The organism is Mesorhizobium sp. BR115XR7A, from assembly GCF_020165315.1.
Taxonomy (GTDB): Bacteria; Pseudomonadota; Alphaproteobacteria; order Rhizobiales; family Rhizobiaceae; genus Mesorhizobium; species Mesorhizobium australicum.
The window spans coordinates 362793-381055 of the sequence record NZ_JAIUHW010000004.1 but is presented as its reverse complement, the minus strand read 5'-3'; the positions used below and the strand labels follow the sequence as shown (position 1 = coordinate 381055).

The following is an 18263-nucleotide window of genomic DNA, read 5'->3' as shown; positions in this document are numbered from 1 at the left end:
ATGACCATCGTCAATCTTGAACATCTGGCTGGGCGACGCGTGCTTTCGCAGCGGGGCAAGAGCATCGGCTACATCGAGGAAATCCGCGCCGAACCGGATGGCGACGATTTTGTCGTTACCGAATTCCATGTCGGCGTCTACGCCGCTTTCGAGCGTCTTTCGGCCTCGGCCATAGGCGTGGCCGTGCTCGATCTCTTTCGGCTGCGCCGCCGCGATGGCCTATACCGCATCCCTTGGGACAAGCTCGACATTTCTAACCCGGCGCGGCCGCGGCTGCTGTGTCCGATGACCGAACTTTCCGGCATGAAGAGCGCACCCGATCTTCGCGAATAGGCCGTCGCCGCGCTTCCTCGCAGACGTTTCACCGCAGCATGCTCGCCGCCAGAAAAACCGCGGCCGCTACCAAAACGACGGCTACAACGACCAACAGCGGCCAATTGCTGCGAGGCTGCGGTTTCGGCTCGCCTTCGACCGGCCGCATCGCGTTGGCGAAGCTGGCGTCATTTTCGAATTTCGGCCGGCGGGAACGTGGCGGCTCCGTAGGGATCGGATTTTGTGTGTCCGCCGCCTCGGCATCGGTCTCCATCGGAGCAACGGCAGGATCGAAGCCCGGCGTTTTGTCCTGCGTCTCTCCCGCCTGGATCTCGCCTCTGGCAGAGGCCGGTGTAGGAATTGACATCTTGGCACTGACCTCTCTCGTTCGAACCAGGCTCTGCCAAATCCGCAGCGGTGGTGCGCATAGCGCCAACGACTAGATTTGATCGCCGAGCAGAATCCTGGCGTCCTTGGCCGCAACAATGAACGCCTGTCGTGCAACCCTTGGAGGCTTTTCGCCACGCATCACCGCAAGGCAGGCCCTGATCGCGGCAAGACGCCTTTCCGACGTCGGCTTTGGCCAGTCCCGCAGCAGCACTTCGGCGGCATCGGACACAGAGACCACAACCCTGTCGCGGTCTATGCGGCCAGGTTGAATAACGATCGGTTTTCTGAAATGGCCTGTACGCACCCGCCCCTCCAAGACCTTCGCCTGTTGCTCCACGGAGCCTTCCGCAGACGGCCTCTAACGCCGCGACAGTCGATTTGTTCCAGTGCACCTGGCGTTTGGAATTTGGAATAACGACGCTTGAGCCGCTCGTCTCCACCCATGGTTTTCTGGCGCTGCCGGGTCTAGCGGCATGGGGCCTGGAGAGCGGAACAAAGCGCATCTTGGCTTGTTAGGACGCAGCGCAAATTCGCTCACCGACAAGGACAAAGCCGATGAAAACACGACACCTTCTCGCATCCCTCGCGGTTGCTTCCACGGTTCTCGCAATGCCTGCCTTCGCGGCCGACAGCGCCCAGGATTTTGTCGACAAGGCTGCCGTCGGCGGCAAGTTCGAAGTGGACTCGAGTCAGATTGCCTTGGGCAAGGCTCAGGACCAGCGCATCAAGGATTTTGCCCAGATGATGATCCGGGACCACGGCGCCGCCAACACCAAGCTGCAAGCGGTCGCCGGCGAACAAAAACTGAAGGTGCCCTCAGCGCTCGACGCTCAGCATCAGGGCGATCTGGATAAGCTCAAGAACGCGCAGGGGCCGATTGATCCGGCCTATGTCGACGCGCAGCGCAAGGCGCATGACGAAGCCGTCAAGCTGTTCGAGGATTATGCCAGCGGGGGTGACAACGCCGCGCTCAAGACTTTTGCCCAGCAAACGGTCGGCACACTGAAGATGCACCAGCAGGCGATCGAAAAGATCGCCGCCGGGCAAGATTCCGTTACGGGAGCGACAACGCCGGCGGTGAAGACCGACAATACTCCCAACGCCGCCGCCCTCGTTCCTGGTGCAAACAGCTTCACCGAAGCCCAGGCCAAGAGCCGTATCGAGAACGCCGGATATTCGAACGTGTCGAAGCTGACCAAGGACGATCAGGGCATCTGGCGCGGCCAGGCGGCCAAGGGAGGCGAAAACCTCAACGTTGGCGTCGACTACCAGGGCAACGTGGTTGCCGCAAGCAAGTGAGCGTGGATCAGGAGAAATCACATGAAAACCGTAACTGGACTGTTCGACAATTATGACGACGCGGCCGATGCGGTCGGCGAGCTTGAGGCGACGGGAGTCCCGCATTCCAACATCAGCATCGTCGCCAACAACTCGGATGACTGGTACGACGCAAATCGTTCCGAGGCCGCTGAAGACGCTGGCAGCGGTGCCGGAATCGGAGCCGTGATCGGCGGCGCCGGGGGGTTGCTCACGGGACTTGGCGTCATGGCCATCCCGGGTGTTGGCCCGGTGGTCGCGGCCGGATGGCTCGCCGCCACCGCCGCCGGTGCGGTTGCCGGTGCCGTGGCCGGTGGAGCGGCCGGCGGCATCATTGGCGCTCTGACGGAATCGGGCGTGCCCGAGCGCGATGCGCACGTCTATGCGGAAGGTGTACGCCGCGGCGGTACCTTGGTGACGGCCAAGGTGGAGGACGAACTCGTGCCGAATGCCGAGCAGATTTTGGGGCAATCCCGATCGGTGGACCTGGCCGAACGCCGCAGATCGTACGAGGCCGACGGCTGGACCGGCTTCGATGCCAATGCAGGCGAATACGTGCCGGGCGAGATCGATCGCGACGGCGGACGCGCAATCAATCGACCCTGAAAGCGGCTCACGTTCCTTTGACTGGCACGCAGCGACGAGGTTCGCGGAAATCGATCTTGCCGCGCTATGCTGGGGCGCTTTGCGGCGTTTAAGCACCATCGAATCCATCTCGAGGGCATCGGGCTGGGTTCGATCGCGTTTGAAGCCATGTTCCCAGCGGAATCACCGCCGCTCAGAACAGATCGCTCCATGACGAAACGGACCCCGCCCGCAAGGCGGAACCATGGAGGGGTCGACGTTGTTGTCCCAGCGGCCGACTTGTCGGTTGGCGGCTAGGAGCCATCATTGATGACCACCGATCGATCACGCGAAGACGTCCTGGTTTCGCTCCCGTTGATCAATGCAAAGGCGGCGCCGACGCTTAAGCACGCCGGGGCGGAGGTGTTCTACATGGAAGCCGTCCGCGAGCTCACCGCCACGGACATTCCCTTTCTGGTCGCTGGAACCTATGCGGTAAGCGCCTATACCGGCGTCACTCGCCAGACCAAGGATCTCGATATCTTCTGCAAGGCCGGTGACTACGCGCGGATCCTCGCCCATTTCAAGGAGCTTGGATATGCCGTCGAAATCGTGGACGACCGGTGGCTTGGCAAGGTGTTCAAGGGCAGGCATTTCTTCGACGTCATCTTCGGATCGGCCAACGGCATGATGCCTGTTGGCGATCGATGGCTGGAGCACGCCAGACAGACCGAGTTGCTGGGCAGCCGCGTACGGATCATCGGCCCGACCGAACTCATCTGGTCCAAATGCTTCATCCAAGACAGGGGCCGGCACGATGGCGCCGATATCGCCCACACGATCCTCAAGGCACACGACCAGATAGATTGGCACCGGCTGCTTTCCTATCTGGAGGTTCATTGGGAGGTCCTGCTGATGCAGCTCATCAACTTCAGATGGATTTACCCAAGCGAGCGCGATCACATCCCGGCATGGCTCCTCGATGAACTCCTCGACCGCCTCGCCAAGCAACGGCAATTGCCGTCCCCCAGGATGAAGATCTGCCGCGGGCGGCTGCTGTCGCAAACCGACTACGAGATCGATGTCAAGGAATGGGGCTTCGCCGGCGTCGGCGGCGTGGGAGATTTTCGTGATGCCTGACCGCCTGGAGAACGTCGCGCCGAAGGATAACGCAGGGACGCTCAGAGTTGCTGCCATGGGGGATTTGCATGTCAGGGAAGATCCCCGAACCTCGTATCGCGATCTCTTCGGCGAGATATCGAGGGAAGCCGAGATTCTCGTCCTGACGGGAGATCTCACCAATCTCGGCAAGCCTCGTGAGGCGGAGATGCTCGCCGAGGACCTGCGCAACTGCTCGATCCCCGTGGTGGCGGTGCTCGGCAACCACGACTACGAATCCGGCGCGGTGGACGACGTCGCAAACATCCTACGCCAGGCGCATGTTCACCTTCTCGATGGCCATGCGGTCGAAATCGAGGAGGTCGGCTTCGTCGGCGTGAAAGGGTTCGTCGGTGGCTTCGGATCGCGCATGCTCGGCTCCTTCGGCGAACCCGCGATCAAGGCGATGGTCTCGGAAAGTGTCAACGAGGCAATGCGCCTCGAAAACGCGATGCGCCAGGTACGGGCGAAGCGGACGCTCGTGGTCCTCCACTACGCGCCGATCGCTGAGACCGTCGAGGGAGAACCGCTGGAGATATTTCCGTTTCTTGGCTCTTCACGCCTTGCCGAGACGATCGATCGGTTCAAGGTCAGCGCCGTTGTGCACGGTCACGCGCATCGCGGCTCCTATGAAGGCCAAACGCCCGGCGGCGCCAAGGTTTACAACGTCGCCATGCACGTGGCCAAACCGAACGGCCGCCCCTATGCCCTGCTGGAACTCTGACGCCACGGCATCGTGCGAGCATTCAGTTGGAACGCTCTGCCAGGAAGTGGCGGCGCGATAGTGCGAGCTGATCACGGTTGTTTGCCCGCGACATTATTTTTGGAGTTCGTCGCCAGCGGCGAATTCGTCAAACCTCCGTCTTGTCGAAGCCCTGCCGGGCGATAATTTCTTCAGAAGGCGTGGGTGCTTCTCCCTCTCAGACAGGAGCCGACCATGAAACATCAGACACTCGACCAGCTCCAAACCGTCGCCAGGATTGAGCCGCTGGCGCCGTTTTCGGTAATGACACGTAATGAACGCATCGCGCGTTGGGCTGAACTTCTCGAGCAAAATCCCGAACGATGCCTCGGTGCGCTAACCGGCACGGAACATTTGCGTCCTGAAGCACGGGCCATCGCACGTGGGGAAGGATCGGCACTCGCGGTTGCCTTCGAAGACCCGATCTTGCGTGCATCGGGGCTGGGGGACGACACATACGGCGAGGCAAAGCGCTTCTTCGAATTGAGCGACTGGCAACTCCACGACATTGTCTGTGATTGCCACGTCGGTGCCACCATGAAAGCCCGATGGGCCGCAGCTCGGGTCCGTGCAACGATCAGCGGGAACAGGCTCTTTGCGTTCCTGAGGCGGTGCTTGATGCGGTGAGACCAAGGGGAGGTCGTTGCATGTCAGCGACGACCTCCTACACCGCCAATGCGCAAGCTATCGCCGATCGTCCTCGCGATAGAGCTGGTCGGTAGCGCGGTCGCTTTCCCTGCGTTCAACCGGACCACGGTTACGGCGGGTTACCAGGACATAGGCAATCAGTATGACCAGCAACGCTGGCCCGCCGGCGACGACGATTAGCCACATGATACCGTCTGACATGGGAAATCTCCTTTCCTTCACAACCGGCAAGAAGACGATCCGTTCCGCTTGGAGCGGTTCGCGGTGCGGACCGGCCGGCGATCGGTTCCTGTCATCCAGGAGGTCCAGACGCCTCCCGGCTATTGCCGGTCGGGTTTCCTTGCGAAGACCGCAGCAGAAGGGCGAGAGGAACCAGCAGCGCCGTTGCCACCGCGCAGTAACGAAAGACGTCGATATAGGCGAGCAGTGAAGCCTGGCGGGCGATCAACTGCCCGATCCAGCCAATGGCCTGCTGCTTGGCCTGGAGCATCGAGGAACCCTCGGCGACGAAGTGCTCGGTCGCCTGCCGTACCACCTGCTGGTAGGCGGGCGACGATTGCGCGGTGTGGCCGACAAGGTTCGCCTGATGGAGTTGTGCGTTCTGGGCGATCACAGTGTTGGAGAGCGACACGCCGATGCTGCCGCCGATATTGCGGGCAACATTGATCAAGGCCGAGGCCTGGTTGGTCTTTTGCGGCGCCAGACCGACATATGCCGCAGTCGAAATCGGGATAAACAGGAACGGCAATCCGATCATCAGGAAGATGCGGGCAAAGGCAAAGAAGCTGAAGCTGGCGTCGGGCGTAAGCGAAGTCATATGCCACAGGCCGATCGCCACCACCGCCATGCCCGCCATGATCAGGTATTTTGGCTGGACGATGCCGGCGGCAAATCCCGAAATCGGCATGAGCATCAGCATGGCGACGCCGCCCGGCATCATCGACAGGCCCGATAGCGTCGCCGTGTAGTCGAAGGCGGTCTGCTGCAGCTGGGGCATCAGCTGCGTGGTGCTGAACAGCACCGCACCGACCGCCATCATCACTAGGAAGGATGTACCGAACTGGCGGGTGAACAGCAGGCGCATGTCGACGATCGGATCGCGGTGGCGGAATTCCCATGGGATCAGCAGGGCGAAGGAGATCGCCGAGATAATGGCGAAAGTCGTGATGAAGCTCGACGCGAACCAGTCGTTGCGCTGGCCCTCGTCGAGAAAGATTTCGAGGCAGCCGAGCGCGGTCGCCACCAGGATGAATCCGACCCAGTCGATCCTGAGACCTCCTTTCAGCCGCTGCTGGCGTTCGCGTTCGAGTACCTCCGGTTCGACCAGCAGCCACTGCACCAACGCCAGTGACATGATGCCGAACGGCACGTTGATGAAGAAGATCCAGTGCCACGAAAAATTGTCGGTCAGCCAGCCGCCGATGGTCGGCCCGACCGTCGGCGCGACGATGACGGCGATGCCGTAGAGGGCAAATGCCTGCGAGCGCTTTTCAGGCGGAAAGGTGTCGGCCAGGATGGATTGCTCGCTTGGCGCCATGCCGCCGCCGCCGAGGCCCTGCAGGATCCTGAAGACGATGAGCATCTCGAGATTGGGCGCCAGCCCGCACAGCAGCGATGCCAGGGTAAACGTCGCGACGCAAAGCATGTAGTAGCGCTTGCGGCCGATCACGCTGGCCAGCCACCCACTGATTGGAATGATCACGGAGTTGGCGACCAGATAGGTGGTGATGACCCAGGTACTTTCATCCATGCCGGCAGCCAGGCTGCCGGCGATGTTGCGCAGCGCCACATTGGCGATCGAGGTGTCGAGCACCAGCATGAAGGTGGCAATGGAGACAATGATGGCTATGAGCCAGGGATTGCGCTCACCGGCCGCGGATCGGCTTTCGCCCTGGTCGCTGGCGTTGTCGCGGCTCATCGCACCTTGACCGTCGGCACCACCGACAGGCCTGGGCCGAGCAGCACATCGGGCGGGTTGTCGAAGACGATCTTGACCGGCACACGCTGCACCACCTTGACGAAATTGCCGGTGGCATTTTCGGCGGGCAGCAGGCTGAAGGCGGTGCCACTGCCGGCCTGCAGGCTGTCGACATGGCCATGAAAGGTCTTGTCCGGATAGGCGTCGATATCGATGTCGACCGGCTGTCCGGTTCGCATCCTGTCGAGTTGGGTTTCCTTGAAGTTCGCCTTTACCCAGACTTCGTTGGGAACGAACATCATGAGCACCTGACCCGGCTGGGTGTAGGTGCCGATGGCGGCCGAAATGCTTGTCGCGCGGCCGGCGACAGGGGCTGTAATAGTGGTACGGGTCAGTGCCGTGCGGGCTTGATCCCGGCTGGCCTGTGCCTGGTGAAGCTTGGCTTCGCCGCTTTTGGTCTGTGCCTGCAGCACTGTCACCTGGCTCTTCGCCGCGGCCACGTCCGCCTCGGCGCTGTCCAGGGTTGCCTGGTCCTGTCGAAGGGTCGATGCAGCCTGCTGCGCCTGCTGCTGCGTCACCGTGCCCTTCGTCAGCAATTCGCGATTGCGCTGGTCTTCGGCCTTGGCGAAGTCGAGCGCTGCCTGGGCCAGCGCCACCTGCTTCTGGGCGGCGTCGATCTTGGCATTTTGCGCCTCGATCTGGGCCGCCACATTGGTGATGTCGGCCTGAGCGGCGGCTACGCCGGCATCCGCTTGGCTGAGCGATGCCCGGTAGTCGCTGTCGTCGATGCGCAAGAGAACGTCACCCTTGCGCACCGGCTGGTTGTCGGTGACGGCCACATCGGTGATACGCCCGGCAATCTCGGCGCTCACCGTTACCGTGCGGGCATCGATGAAGGCATCATCGGTGGATTCATACTGACGCGTATTCAGCCACCAGATCGCTACACCCATCGCAACAAGCAGAAGCAGGAGGACAATTGCCGCTGTCCAATAGGGATGGCGCCTGGGAAAGCCCAGCAGGTTCGATTTCTGCGGCCTGTCATCCATTTGCCGATCGTCCGATTTGTCGTGCCGCGAACTTGGCTGGCTGGCGAGACGCTTGCTTTGTCCAGCCCTGTCGTCGGACGGGTCCGGCTCGCTTTTCTGAGGCTTCGTATCCACGGAACTAGCTTTCAGCAGACTGAAGGGTGATGTCCGCGATGGCGAACGCGGTTTCAACGGCAAAGCCTTGGCAAAGGTTCCTGTTTTGACTTCCCGCCAGCGCCATGGGCAGCGACGCCCTTCAGCAAGTCGGTGTGTGGCTGCTCATCCTCTTTGGCCTGCCCGATTGGGCAATAGGACCCCCCTCCCATCAACCTGGGGCGCTGAGTACCAGCATTCCCGTTTTATAGACGATAGCCGCACTTGGTGAGAGTGGCTCGAACCTTGTCGCTCGTGCAGGTGACGATGGGACATCTACCTGAAAGTTTCATCAGTCCGCAGTCTTGCCCAATGTGTCGGCGACGACCGCGCCGCGCTCACCCATGGGAACCGCCGGGCCTGTGGTCGAGTCACAGGCTGTCTGATGTTCCATTTCCGCGTTGATGGCGGCGCCGGCGATCAGGATGATGACTGAAATCCATGTCCACATCATCAGGCCGACCACGGCACCGAGCGAGCCGTATGTCGCGTTATAGTTGGCAAAATGCTGGAGGTAGAACGAGAACAGCCACGACGCGATAATCCATGCCGCGGTTGCCGCAAGCGCTCCCCAACTCAACCATCGCCATTTCGCATGTTCCCGGCTCGGCCCGAAGCGGTAGAGCAAGGAAATGCCGGTTAGGATCGACACCACCAGGATGGGCCATCGAGATACCGCAACCACGGTTTCTGTCCAGGCATCAAGGTAGAAAAAGCGCAACAGCGCCGGGACAACACCCACCGTAAGCAGCAGCACAATGCCGATGAGCAGGGCTCCGACCGTGAACAGGATCGACATCAGATTGAGGGTAATGAACGAGCGTTTCTCACGCTCTTCGTAGGCGATGTTCATCGCGTCGAAGAGCGCCTTCATGCCGCTGTTGGCGCTCCAGAGGGCGATTGTCAGGCCTATGAAAAAGCCTGTGCCGAGAGCGCCTGCTTTCTGGCGGGCCAAGGCCTGCAACTGATCGCGGATAAGATCGAGCCCGCCCTGCGGTAGCAATCCCTGGAGGTAAGCGACATGGTCGGCGACCGTGACCGGGTCCGCGACGAAGCCATAGATCGAGATGAAGGCTGCCAGGGCGGGAAACAAGGCGAGCAGGAGATAGAAGGTTGCGCCGGCAGCCACCAGCAGAACCCGGTCCTTGTTGAACTCTTCCCAAAGTCGCCAGAAGATGTCCTTCCACCCCAGCCCAGTGATTTGAGATGGCCACGTGGCGTCGCGCCCACGGCTTCCTGGCTCCCGCCCTGCCGCGGCGTTGCTGTCCTTCGTTGTCGAGGCCGCGCGGCCGGCTGCTTCCTCATCGATCAGCGAGGGCTGCTTGTCGTTCGGCGGAGAGCCTCGTTGTGGTTTCAAAGCCATTACCGGGTTCGCTGATGTCCAAAGCGTGGCTGACAACGCGGGATGAAGACACCCGTTCCCGATGCGCGGCCGATCACGATTTCCTCCTTCCCTGCATCTTTTGCGGCCGATCGGCGTTTGAAATTGGTCAAGTGAACGGGTGTGTCCAATGAGAACGACAACCAGGGATAAGCTCAGGGGCGAAGCGGAGTTGTCCGAGGACGCCGACCTGATCGTCAATCGAACAGCCCACTTCATTTCGGATTGGATCGAAGAACACGTCGTTGACGAGCCTATCCCTATGTCCGGCATCGATGCCGCGGAGGAACTCGCAAATCAGTGCGTGGCGGATGCGCAAGATGAGGGGATCGCGGCGCAGGACATCCAGGATGAGGTGGGCGATCTTACTGAATACATCGCGGAAACGATCGATGAAGGGAACGGCTCCCCCTTGGAAGAGGTGGCCACGGCGGCAACCAAAATCGCGGAACCTCGTTTGTCGAGTGTCAACCCGAGGAGATGGCGATGACGAGGTTCCTATCCTTTCTGATCCTGGCAACGGGTCTTGCGCTCACCGCATGTGACAACAACACCGAGCCGACGAAGGCCAACACCGACACCGTCACCAAGAACCCACCAGTCGACCAGGACGCCAGACCGAAGTCGACGACCGGTGGCGATCAGCCAACTGCCCCGGCGACCAAATGAACGTGATTTCCTATTGCTATACGCCGCTGCCGCTTGCGTGGCTGGCCTGACGGATGAGGCTCCGGTCATTCCCCTGGCGCGGCTAGGCTGATGACTGCGGACGCCAGGATTTCCGGAGGGATCGGAACCTCAATCCACTGCCGCGCATTTCGACTTCACGCGTGGAAGACAAATGTCATCCAACCATCAAGACGCTGGCCAAGGAGAATTCAGATGCAAGGTTCAGAAGCGATTTCCAGGCGCCCTATCGGCGGCATGAGCATAGAACCATTCCTCGGCACGGTGACGGTTCGGTTCTCCGACGCGATAGTCGCCGCAAGCGACCGTGCGAAAATTCTTCGGGAGGAGGGCCATGAGCCGGTCTTCTATATCCCCTTCGAGGATATCTATTTCGACCTCCTCGAGAAGACCAACACCACCAGCGAGTGCCCGTTGAAGGGAACAGCGAGCTATTGGCGTGTTCATGCTGTCGGCGGCTCGGCCGATGACTTCATGTGGGCGTATGAGACGCCGGATACCGCGGCCCTGGCCATCGCGCGTCATGGCGCCTTCGATCCGAAAAAGGCACGTATTGACGTCGATCCGAAGGAGGATAAGCGGCACACTCCACATGTCATGGAGTAGGATGCCGCCTCGACCGTCGTTCTTCTTGCTTGCCGGCATGCCGGCAAGTGGCCGCCGCCAGGGTCAGCGGCACCGGTGCGAGTCCGAGCCTTCCCCTCATCGATCCACCCTCCACCAAGAAGCCTCGTTGCGGCCGCTTCGATCGGGTTTAGCCGCGCCTCACCGCCATGCCGGAGCAAAATCACTCTTTCGCGATCAGGCAGGGTTTTGTCGCACTGCATTCGGAACAATGCCCGGAGTGAAAGGTTAGCGGCGAAAGCCAGCCCAGGAGCGAGCCATGTCCGAAACCTTCGTCCCAAAGCCAATTAGCCTCAGCCGGAGACGTTTCATGACGGGCACGGTTTCGGCCGCTGCGGTCGCACCGCTCCTGTCTCCTGAGGCCAAGGCGGAGGAAGTGGCCGCGTCCCGTTCCAAGCTGCGGGAGCCGGTCGTCACCTCGCTTCGTATCAACAGGCAAGCTTACGAGCTTTCGCTCGACACCAGGACCAGCCTGCTCGACGCCTTGCGTGACCACGTTGGGCTGACCGGGACGAAAAAAGGCTGCGACCATGGGCAATGCGGTGCATGCACCGTGCTCGTCGACGGAAAACGGGTCCTCTCCTGCCTGAGCTTCGCGGTGATGATGCAGGGCAAGGATGTGACGACCGTGGAGGGGCTCGCCTCGCGCGACGGCGCCCTGCATCCGATGCAGCAGGCCTTTATCGACCATGACGCCTTCCAGTGCGGCTATTGCACGCCGGGCCAGATTCTGTCGGCCATCGGCTGCGTCAACGAAGGCCACGCCGGTTCCGAGACCGATATCCGGGAATATATGAGCGGCAACATCTGCCGGTGCGCCGCATACCCCAACATCGTGGCCGCGATCGTGCAGGCTCGCGACGAAACCGGGAGAGCCTGACATGCGTCCTTTCGTTCTCGAGCAACCGGCCAACATCCCGGCGGCTGTCGCCCTCGCTTCGAACTTTGCCGCGCCGGATCGGCCGCCGACCCAGTCAGACATGCAATTCATCGCTGGCGGCACCAATCTGGCCGACTACATGAAGCTCGAGGTTGCCCGGCCGAACCGCCTGCTCGATCTCAATCGTCTCTCCGAGCCAGCGCTTCGGCAAATCCGCGTCACCACCGAAGGGGTTCGTTTCGGCGCGCTGGTGCGGATGGGCGAGGCGGCTGACGATAAAGACGTCAAGCTCCACTATCCGGTCATTGCCGACAGCCTCAGGCTGGCAGCCAGCGGCCAACTCCGCAACATGGCCAGCCTTGCCGGCAACGTGCTGCAACGGACGCGGTGCGAGTATTTCAGGGAGACCTCATGGGCCTGCAACAAGCGCCAGCCGGGTTCGGGCTGCGCGGCAATGGACGGTTTCAATAGGCAACACGCAGTGCTGGGCGTCAGTGATGCCTGCATCGCCACCTATCATGGTGATTTCGCCCAGGCACTGATTGCCCTTGACGCCAACCTCCATGTCGAGGGTTCTGGCGGCGCGCGCGAAATCCGGTTCGCCAACCTGCATCGCCTGCCCGGCGATACGCCGCATGTCGAGACCGGCCTCGCCGCTGACGAGATCATCACCGCCATCGACGTGCCCGCGGGTCCTTGGACCCGCCGTTCCCGCTACCTTAAGGTTCGTGACCGCGAATCCTATGCCTTCGCCCTGGCTTCCGCGGCGGTCGCTCTCGACCTCGACGGCAACAACGTCCGCGAGGCACGCATAGCCCTTGGCGGCGTCGCCACGGTGCCGTGGCGGGCGAGGGAAGCGGAAGCGGTCCTGCACGGCAAGATGCTGGACGAGGCAATGGCGCGGGCGGCCGCGGAGACGGCTTTCGCCGATGCCAGGCCGCGCGGCCACAATGCGTTCAAGATCGAGCTTGGCAAACGGACGCTGGTGCGGGCGCTCCTCGAAACCCGTGACATGAAGGTGTGATCATGAACGCAGCCGCTCCGCAGCCCAAGGAGAACATGGGTGCCCCGCTGCCGCGCATAGACGGGCGGCTGAAGGTGACCGGCCAGGCGAGTTATCCGGCGGACCTCGCGGCGGCCAATGTCGCCTATGGCGTGCTGGCCACCAGCAGTATCGCCAGGGGCACGGTGACGGCACTTCACCTGGACAATGCCCGAGCGGTGCCGGGCGTGCTCGACATCGTGACCTATGGCGACATGGACGCGGTGGACAAGCCGAAATTCGGCAATACCGCCGCCGCCTCGATCGCGCCGCTGCATGACCGGAAGGTCTTTCACGATGGGCAGATCATTGCCTTGGTGGTCGCCGAGACCTTCGAGGCGGCGGAGGAGGCTGCGCTGCTGATCCGTGCCGACTACGCCGAGGAGAAACCGAGTGCGGGCTTCGACAGCCCTGGAGCAACGACCATTGCCGCCGCGGGCAAAAGCCCGATGTTCAAGGAAGACGTCAAGGTCGGCGATTTCGATGTTGCCTATGCCGCTGCTCCGGTCAGGATCGATGCACGCTATTCGACACCAACGCAGCACCACAATCCGATCGAACTGTTTTCGACGACGGCAATGTGGCAGGGTGATCAACTCACCATTCATGAGCCGTCCCAGAACGTCACCGGCTGGAAGGCCGAACTTGCCAGGCAGTTGAAGATCGATCCGGCGAAGGTTCGCATTGTCAGCCCATACATCGGCGGCGCATTCGGCTCGAAGGGACCGATGACGGCCCGCACGGCGATCGTCGCGGTTGCGGCAAGGCGTCTCGGCCGGCCGGTGCGTTGCGTGGTCAGCCGCATGCAGGCGTTTGGTACACAGACCTATCGCGCCGAGACCAGGCACCGGATCCGCATGGGCGCCGACAAGGACGGCCGCATAACCGCTTTCGCGCATGAGGGCTGGGAGGTGACATCGCGCCCCGATCCCTACGTGGTCGGGGGAACGTCGGCGACCGGCCGCATGTATGATTACGGCGCGGTGCTTACGCACGTGTCGCTGGTCCAGGCGGACCGCAACACGCCCGGCTACATGCGTTCGCCTCCCGAGACGCCTTACGTCTATGCGCTGGAGAACGCCATGGACGAGATGGCGGTGGCCCTGGCCATGGACCCGGTGGAGTTCCGGAGGGTGAACGAGCCAAAAGCCGAGCCGATCGGGAGAAAGCCGTTCTCGAGCCGCTCGCTGATGCAATGCTACGATCAGGCGGCGGACGCGTTCGGCTGGACGAAACGGGACGCCAAGGTCGGATCGATGCACGACGGCGACTGGTTGATCGGCATGGGTTGCGCGACGGCAGTCTATCCGACCTCGTCGGCTCCCTGCGCTGCGCGCGTATGGCTGACCGTCGACGGCGATGTGCGCGTCCAGAGCGGCTCGCATGAAATCGGCACCGGCGTGCGCACGGTCGCCGGCCAGATGGCAGCAGAGCGCCTCGGTGTCGCCATGGACAGGGTGAGCGTCGAGATGGGCGACAGCACCTTGCCCCCGGCGCCCGTGTCGGGAGGGTCTATCTCCACGGCAAGCGTCTGTTCGGCGGTGCTCAAGGCCTGCAACGCGATCAGGACGAAGCTGTTTGCCGCGGCGAGCGGCGAAGGTGGTGCGCTTGCCGGCGCCCACAATGAGGAACTGGATATCCTCGATGGCAAAATCATTGCCAAGGGCGGCGCTTCGGCAAAAGTCGGGGACGTCTTGAAAGCCATGCGGGTGGGGGCGATCGAGGAGTATGCCGAGTATGCGCCCAAGGGGGCGAGCCCCGAAGCGCTCAAGAAGCTCTATGCCGGCCAGCCGGAGTTTCACGGCGGCGAGCAGGACGAGGATTCGGTGAAATATGCATTCGGCGCGGAATTCGTCGAAGTTCGCATCAATCGCCTTACCAGGGAAATCCGCGTGCCGCGCATTGTCGGGGCCTTTGCCGCCGGCCGCATCATGAACACGCGCACGGCGCGCAGCCAGCTGATGGGCGGAATGATCTGGGGCATCGGCCAGGCGCTGCATGAGGCGACCGAGGTCGACAGCCGCTATGCCCGCTACGTCAATCGAGATCTGCAGGACTACCTCGTGCCGGTCAATGCCGACATCAAGGATCTCCAGGTGATTCTGGTTCCGGAGATTGACCACGAGGTCAATCCGGCCGGCGTCAAAGGCCTCGGAGAACTGGGCAATGTCGGCACGGCGGCCGCCGTTGCCAGCGCGGTCTACCATGCGACTGGCAAACGCATCCGCGATCTTCCGATCAGGATCGAGCAGCTTATCGTCTGATCTGGCCTACCCCATAGGCGGTCCGATTCACGAAATATTACGTGAGGGAACGTCCGGGCCGCCAGCGTCTTTGACCCTTGAGGCGGTTGATCGCCTCGCATAACTCAAAGGAGAAGAAGATGCCCAATCAAGGTGGTAGCCATGAGCAACATGTGAAAGCAGGCCAGCAGAGCCACAAGAACATGGACGATAAGAACCGCCGTCAGCAGCAGGCGGCCGGTGACAACCATCGCCAACAAGGCGGCGACAGCGCCGGCACGACGCGTGGCGGAACCCATGAACAGCATGTGAGAGCTGGCGAGCAAAGCCACAAGAATCGCTAGCAAACCTGTGGCTCCGTGCCCGTCCCGAGCGCTCGGGACGGGCTCTGCATGCGACCGTGCTGGGCAGAGCCGACCCGCACAGTTCGCCGAAAGAAAGAGAGACAGATTTGATGCCCGATCCGAGAGAACCCGACCCCAACCGCGACGTACCCATGCCGGCTCCCAATTGGAAGCCCAAGCCGATCGGCGAACCGGAGCCGGAAGGATTGCCCGATGAGGCGCCGTTACCCAATCCTGACGAGAACGAAGAGCCCCCAATGCACGCGGTCGGCTGAGCGGAATCCGCCCGTAGTTTGGTCACTCCTCGTCGAAGCGGCCGCCTTCCCTTGAAGGATCGCGTGACAGGACCGCTTCCTCGACATCGTCGGGCAATGCCTCGTCGCTTTCCTGGTAGGCGTTGTCGTCATCTTCCTCGGGCAATTCGCCGTCGGCCTCGTCTTCCACCTCGACGTCATCCGGAAGGATTTTCGCGCCTGCTAGCGCGTCCCAGTCCTGCTGCTCTACTGTGGGACCTTCAGTCTCCGTCGGGTCTTCCGTCTGAACTGCGGGTTGCTCTCTTTTGCGGGGGTCCATTGTCGTCCTCCGAAATCCGGGGAGTTTGCCCCGGATCGCCTGAAGCGCCCGGGGCAACAGCTCGCCAGCTAGGCGGCCTGTTCCAGGGCACGCTCGTTGACGCCACCCTCGCCAAGGCTGGAAAGTGCCTCGTCGGTCGCCGTCTCCTCCTCGAGAGTCTCGTTCAGGAGTTTGACCACGTCGCTCTTGCCTAGCTGTTCAGCCCAGGCGATCAGCGTCCCGTAGCGCGCGATCTCGTAGTGTTCGACCGCCTGCGCCGCCCCGACCAGCCCAGCATCCAGCGCGGGGTCGCCCTTGTATTCCTGAAGGATTTCCGAACCCTCCTCGATGATGCCGTCGATGGCCGGACAGGTCTTGCCCCGGGCCGGCTTGTCGAGGAGTTCGAAGATCTGTTCGAGGCGGTCGACCTGGCCCTCGGTTTCCTGCAGGTGTTTCTCGAATGCTGCCGAAACATCTTCGGATTCGGCGCCTTTTGCCATTTTCGGCAGCGCCTTCAGGATTTTCTTCTCGGCGTAGTAGATGTCCTTCAGCCCGTCGAGAAACAGGGCTTCAAGCCCTTTCGTTGCCGCTTTCTTCGCAGTCGCCATGATTGTCATCTCCAATTGTCGTGAAGCCCACCAGCGGTGTAGCTGGAGCACAACTTGCCGTGAGGACGGTTGTTCCAGCCATCTCGCAAAGAGGCGACCGCTGCGTCGGCTCTCATCGCGACCGGGCTTCGCAAGCGCGTCCGCGGCACGAACTCCGTCACTGGATCTGTTGCATGGTGCATTGACGCGGCGCCTTGTCCGGCCGCCAGCGCACCAGTTTGGTGCCATGCCGGAACCTGTCGCCGGTGACATGGTCGAAGCGGACCTCGACCACCAGTTCCGGCCGCAGGGGCTCCCATTCGCCGCTGCGCTGCGTGCTCCAGCGGCTAGGCCCGCCCGGCGCCTTGCCGGTGAAGCCGGGTCCGCCACGCAGCTTTTCCAGCTTTCGGGTGACGCCAGCCCGGTCATCCCTGCCGATGGTCGAGGTAAACCCGACATGGTCGAGCTTGCCCCTATCGTCGTAAAGGCCGAGCAGGAGCGAGCCGACCTCCTTGCTGCCGGTCAGATAGCGGAATCCTCCAACCACGCAGTCGGCCGTACGCAACCGTTTGACCTTGACCATCGCGCGTTCCCCTGGACGGTAGGGGTCGGCCAGCAATTTGGCGACCACGCCGTCGGTGGAACCATGACCGGCTTCCTCGAGCCAGCGTCTGGCGGCCGCCGGATCGGTCGTGCTGGGCGAGAGCCGCAAGCCAGGCTCGGCGTAGTCCTGAACGAAGCCCTCGATCGCCCGGCGTCGTTGCGACAACGGCTCGCCGAGCAGGATCGTGCCGCCCGGCGCGACCGGCATGTCGAACAGGATCAGCAGGGCAGGCGTTTGCGCGCTCAGCTTGCGGATGCGGCTTTCGGCTGGGTGAAGCCGCATCTGCAGCGCGTCGAAAGAAAGCTGGCCCTCGAGCTCGATGACGATCTCGCCATCGACCACGAAATTGCGGGCCTCGACTTGCCGCAGCATGGCGACGAGCTCCGGGAAGTAACGACCGAGCGGTTTGCCGGATTTGGCGCGCAAGTCGACATCCGTGTCGCCTTTGAAGGCGAGGCAGCGAAACCCGTCCCATTTGGGCTCGTATTGCCAAAAGCCTTCCCTATCCGGTAGAGCGTCGGCTGCCTTGGCCTCCATGGGGGGCGTGTTCAGGGGTAGGGCAAAGCTGTCCGTCATTGCCTTTCGTCGCTTTCTGGGGCACGCGCCAGCGGCGAAGCCCGCCAACCGACACCCGCGGCAGCTTCAGGCACCGAGATCGATCAAAGCCACGCCGAATTCGGCTCGCTTGCGGCGGCGCAGGTGACCCGGCGCTTCCACCACGGTGATTTCCAATGTCGGCCGAACGGTGCCTTCGAGCAGATGGCCGCCTTTGGTCGTGCCGTCGCTCAAGCCAAGCACCGCGTGGACATGAAGGCTCGGCTTGCCATCATCGCCCGTCGCGACATCACCGATCGCGCTCAGGACCTCGCATTGTTCGTCGATCGGGATTTTTCGATAGCTCTTCGCCTCCAGGTCGAACCAACCGTCGGTGGCCCGTTGGAACGCGCCGATCGCCGTCAGGGAGGCGCTGCCGATCTTCTGCTCGACCGCGAAGCTGGTCAGTGCCGCGAACGCTTCCTCGCCCGGGTCGAGCACCACGACAAATGTCCGTTGGCCATTGGCCTCGTTGACGAGTCGCGATTTCATGCC

At 62.2% G+C, this 18263-nt stretch carries 24 protein-coding genes; 14 read left to right on the top strand and 10 right to left on the bottom strand.

Going from position 1 to position 18263, the window contains the following annotated elements; genetic code table 11:
* Nucleotides 1–333: a hypothetical protein gene (locus LB557_RS11295; RefSeq protein WP_140715355.1), complete on the top strand. Its 333-nt coding sequence runs from the start codon at nt 1–3 to the stop codon at nt 331–333.
* Between the two features lie 28 nt (nt 334–361).
* Here LB557_RS11295 and LB557_RS11290 read toward each other — a convergent pair whose 3' ends face one another.
* A complete protein-coding gene (locus LB557_RS11290) occupies nt 362–679 on the bottom strand; it encodes a hypothetical protein (protein WP_224643606.1) in 318 nt (105 codons plus the stop codon).
* Between the two features lie 72 nt (nt 680–751).
* Nucleotides 752–1039, bottom strand: a complete 288-nt coding sequence (locus tag LB557_RS11285) for a DUF982 domain-containing protein (RefSeq protein ID WP_224595357.1) — start codon at nt 1037–1039, stop codon at nt 752–754.
* 218 nt (nt 1040–1257) lie between these two features.
* Between LB557_RS11285 and LB557_RS11280 the strand changes: the two genes are divergently transcribed.
* From LB557_RS11280 to LB557_RS11260, 5 genes are all read left to right on the top strand, one after another.
* The gene (locus LB557_RS11280) at nt 1258–2001 is read left to right on the top strand and encodes a DUF4142 domain-containing protein (RefSeq protein ID WP_015319126.1); all 744 of its coding nucleotides are present in this window, start codon (nt 1258–1260) and stop codon (nt 1999–2001) included.
* A gap of 21 nt (nt 2002–2022) precedes the next feature.
* Nucleotides 2023–2625, top strand: a complete 603-nt coding sequence (locus LB557_RS11275; RefSeq protein WP_015319125.1) for a general stress protein — start codon at nt 2023–2025, stop codon at nt 2623–2625.
* Between the two features lie 288 nt (nt 2626–2913).
* On the top strand, nt 2914–3723 hold the full coding sequence (locus tag LB557_RS11270; RefSeq protein WP_015319124.1) for a hypothetical protein: 810 nt from the start codon (nt 2914–2916) through the stop codon (nt 3721–3723).
* Complete coding sequence (locus LB557_RS11265) at nt 3716–4465, top strand: metallophosphoesterase (protein WP_140617525.1); 750 nt, start codon at nt 3716–3718, stop codon at nt 4463–4465. The genes LB557_RS11270 and LB557_RS11265 overlap by 8 nt, the downstream gene beginning before the upstream one ends.
* 213 nt (nt 4466–4678) lie before the next feature.
* Nucleotides 4679–5110, top strand: coding sequence for a hypothetical protein (locus LB557_RS11260; protein ID WP_023771244.1), 432 nt, complete (start codon nt 4679–4681; stop codon nt 5108–5110).
* Between the two features lie 57 nt (nt 5111–5167).
* On the opposite strand, the gene LB557_RS11255 is transcribed toward LB557_RS11260, so the two are convergent.
* The 4 genes from LB557_RS11255 to LB557_RS11240 form a co-directional block, all read right to left on the bottom strand.
* A complete protein-coding gene (locus LB557_RS11255; RefSeq protein WP_015319121.1) occupies nt 5168–5332 on the bottom strand; it encodes a hypothetical protein in 165 nt (54 codons plus the stop codon).
* A 91-nt stretch (nt 5333–5423) separates the two neighbouring features.
* The gene (locus LB557_RS11250) at nt 5424–7049 is read right to left on the bottom strand and encodes a DHA2 family efflux MFS transporter permease subunit (protein WP_224643600.1); all 1626 of its coding nucleotides are present in this window, start codon (nt 7047–7049) and stop codon (nt 5424–5426) included.
* On the bottom strand, nt 7046–8098 hold the full coding sequence (locus tag LB557_RS11245) for an HlyD family secretion protein (protein ID WP_140617523.1): 1053 nt from the start codon (nt 8096–8098) through the stop codon (nt 7046–7048). The genes LB557_RS11250 and LB557_RS11245 overlap by 4 nt, the downstream gene beginning before the upstream one ends.
* Nucleotides 8099–8522: 424 nt before the next feature.
* Nucleotides 8523–9593 carry a YihY/virulence factor BrkB family protein gene (locus LB557_RS11240; RefSeq protein ID WP_140617522.1) on the bottom strand — a complete coding sequence of 357 codons (1071 nt, stop codon included), beginning with the start codon at nt 9591–9593 and terminating at the stop codon, nt 8523–8525.
* A gap of 148 nt (nt 9594–9741) precedes the next feature.
* Between LB557_RS11240 and LB557_RS11235 the strand changes: the two genes are divergently transcribed.
* From LB557_RS11235 to LB557_RS11200, 8 genes are all read left to right on the top strand, one after another.
* Nucleotides 9742–10101, top strand: a complete 360-nt coding sequence (locus LB557_RS11235) for a DUF768 domain-containing protein (protein ID WP_140823489.1) — start codon at nt 9742–9744, stop codon at nt 10099–10101.
* Nucleotides 10098–10280: a hypothetical protein gene (locus LB557_RS11230; RefSeq protein WP_015319116.1), complete on the top strand. Its 183-nt coding sequence runs from the start codon at nt 10098–10100 to the stop codon at nt 10278–10280. Before LB557_RS11235 ends, LB557_RS11230 begins: the two co-directional genes overlap by 4 nt.
* A 213-nt stretch (nt 10281–10493) precedes the next feature.
* Nucleotides 10494–10904 (top strand): DUF427 domain-containing protein, encoded by a 411-nt coding sequence (locus LB557_RS11225; RefSeq protein ID WP_015319115.1) that lies wholly within the window; start codon nt 10494–10496, stop codon nt 10902–10904.
* 277 nt (nt 10905–11181) lie between these two features.
* Nucleotides 11182–11802, top strand: coding sequence for a (2Fe-2S)-binding protein (locus LB557_RS11220; protein ID WP_411970543.1), 621 nt, complete (start codon nt 11182–11184; stop codon nt 11800–11802).
* A gap of 1 nt (nt 11803) precedes the next feature.
* Nucleotides 11804–12826, top strand: a complete 1023-nt coding sequence (locus LB557_RS11215; RefSeq protein WP_224643602.1) for an FAD binding domain-containing protein — start codon at nt 11804–11806, stop codon at nt 12824–12826.
* 2 nt (nt 12827–12828) lie between these two features.
* Complete coding sequence (locus LB557_RS11210) at nt 12829–15108, top strand: xanthine dehydrogenase family protein molybdopterin-binding subunit (RefSeq protein ID WP_224595361.1); 2280 nt, start codon at nt 12829–12831, stop codon at nt 15106–15108.
* 119 nt (nt 15109–15227) lie between these two features.
* Nucleotides 15228–15431: a hypothetical protein gene (locus LB557_RS11205; RefSeq protein WP_140661611.1), complete on the top strand. Its 204-nt coding sequence runs from the start codon at nt 15228–15230 to the stop codon at nt 15429–15431.
* 110 nt (nt 15432–15541) lie between these two features.
* A complete protein-coding gene (locus LB557_RS11200; protein WP_015319110.1) occupies nt 15542–15706 on the top strand; it encodes a hypothetical protein in 165 nt (54 codons plus the stop codon).
* A gap of 22 nt (nt 15707–15728) precedes the next feature.
* Here the strand turns inward: LB557_RS11200 and LB557_RS11195 are convergent, their stop codons facing one another.
* From LB557_RS11195 to LB557_RS11180, 4 genes are all read right to left on the bottom strand, one after another.
* Entirely contained in the window at nt 15729–16004 is a 276-nt protein-coding gene (locus tag LB557_RS11195) for a hypothetical protein (RefSeq protein WP_015319109.1), read from the bottom strand.
* 68 nt (nt 16005–16072) lie between these two features.
* Nucleotides 16073–16591, bottom strand: coding sequence for a ferritin-like domain-containing protein (locus tag LB557_RS11190; protein ID WP_015319108.1), 519 nt, complete (start codon nt 16589–16591; stop codon nt 16073–16075).
* Nucleotides 16592–16748: 157 nt separating this feature from the next.
* On the bottom strand, nt 16749–17750 hold the full coding sequence (locus tag LB557_RS11185) for an ATP-dependent DNA ligase (RefSeq protein WP_224643603.1): 1002 nt from the start codon (nt 17748–17750) through the stop codon (nt 16749–16751).
* A gap of 66 nt (nt 17751–17816) precedes the next feature.
* Complete coding sequence (locus tag LB557_RS11180) at nt 17817–18260, bottom strand: PPC domain-containing DNA-binding protein (protein ID WP_224643604.1); 444 nt, start codon at nt 18258–18260, stop codon at nt 17817–17819.
* Nucleotides 18261–18263: the final 3 nt, after the last annotated feature.

What these genes read in the sequence shown, in the direction of transcription:
- LB557_RS11295 (WP_140715355.1), top strand. Translation starts at nt 1, where the DNA reads ATGACCATCGTCAATCTTGAACATCTGGCTGGGCGACGCGTGCTTTCG.
- LB557_RS11290 (WP_224643606.1), bottom strand. Translation starts at nt 679, where the DNA reads ATGTCAATTCCTACACCGGCCTCTGCCAGAGGCGAGATCCAGGCGGGA.
- LB557_RS11280 (WP_015319126.1), top strand. Translation starts at nt 1,258, where the DNA reads ATGAAAACACGACACCTTCTCGCATCCCTCGCGGTTGCTTCCACGGTT.
- LB557_RS11275 (WP_015319125.1), top strand. Translation starts at nt 2,023, where the DNA reads ATGAAAACCGTAACTGGACTGTTCGACAATTATGACGACGCGGCCGAT.
- LB557_RS11270 (WP_015319124.1), top strand. Translation starts at nt 2,914, where the DNA reads ATGACCACCGATCGATCACGCGAAGACGTCCTGGTTTCGCTCCCGTTG.
- LB557_RS11265 (WP_140617525.1), top strand. Translation starts at nt 3,716, where the DNA reads ATGCCTGACCGCCTGGAGAACGTCGCGCCGAAGGATAACGCAGGGACG.
- LB557_RS11260 (WP_023771244.1), top strand. Translation starts at nt 4,679, where the DNA reads ATGAAACATCAGACACTCGACCAGCTCCAAACCGTCGCCAGGATTGAG.
- LB557_RS11255 (WP_015319121.1), bottom strand. Translation starts at nt 5,332, where the DNA reads ATGTCAGACGGTATCATGTGGCTAATCGTCGTCGCCGGCGGGCCAGCG.
- LB557_RS11250 (WP_224643600.1), bottom strand. Translation starts at nt 7,049, where the DNA reads ATGAGCCGCGACAACGCCAGCGACCAGGGCGAAAGCCGATCCGCGGCC.
- LB557_RS11245 (WP_140617523.1), bottom strand. Translation starts at nt 8,098, where the DNA reads ATGGATGACAGGCCGCAGAAATCGAACCTGCTGGGCTTTCCCAGGCGC.
- LB557_RS11240 (WP_140617522.1), bottom strand. Translation starts at nt 9,593, where the DNA reads ATGGCTTTGAAACCACAACGAGGCTCTCCGCCGAACGACAAGCAGCCC.
- LB557_RS11235 (WP_140823489.1), top strand. Translation starts at nt 9,742, where the DNA reads ATGAGAACGACAACCAGGGATAAGCTCAGGGGCGAAGCGGAGTTGTCC.
- LB557_RS11230 (WP_015319116.1), top strand. Translation starts at nt 10,098, where the DNA reads ATGACGAGGTTCCTATCCTTTCTGATCCTGGCAACGGGTCTTGCGCTC.
- LB557_RS11225 (WP_015319115.1), top strand. Translation starts at nt 10,494, where the DNA reads ATGCAAGGTTCAGAAGCGATTTCCAGGCGCCCTATCGGCGGCATGAGC.
- LB557_RS11220 (WP_411970543.1), top strand. Translation starts at nt 11,182, where the DNA reads ATGTCCGAAACCTTCGTCCCAAAGCCAATTAGCCTCAGCCGGAGACGT.
- LB557_RS11215 (WP_224643602.1), top strand. Translation starts at nt 11,804, where the DNA reads ATGCGTCCTTTCGTTCTCGAGCAACCGGCCAACATCCCGGCGGCTGTC.
- LB557_RS11210 (WP_224595361.1), top strand. Translation starts at nt 12,829, where the DNA reads ATGAACGCAGCCGCTCCGCAGCCCAAGGAGAACATGGGTGCCCCGCTG.
- LB557_RS11205 (WP_140661611.1), top strand. Translation starts at nt 15,228, where the DNA reads ATGCCCAATCAAGGTGGTAGCCATGAGCAACATGTGAAAGCAGGCCAG.
- LB557_RS11200 (WP_015319110.1), top strand. Translation starts at nt 15,542, where the DNA reads ATGCCCGATCCGAGAGAACCCGACCCCAACCGCGACGTACCCATGCCG.
- LB557_RS11195 (WP_015319109.1), bottom strand. Translation starts at nt 16,004, where the DNA reads ATGGACCCCCGCAAAAGAGAGCAACCCGCAGTTCAGACGGAAGACCCG.
- LB557_RS11190 (WP_015319108.1), bottom strand. Translation starts at nt 16,591, where the DNA reads ATGGCGACTGCGAAGAAAGCGGCAACGAAAGGGCTTGAAGCCCTGTTT.
- LB557_RS11185 (WP_224643603.1), bottom strand. Translation starts at nt 17,750, where the DNA reads ATGACGGACAGCTTTGCCCTACCCCTGAACACGCCCCCCATGGAGGCC.
- LB557_RS11180 (WP_224643604.1), bottom strand. Translation starts at nt 18,260, where the DNA reads ATGAAATCGCGACTCGTCAACGAGGCCAATGGCCAACGGACATTTGTC.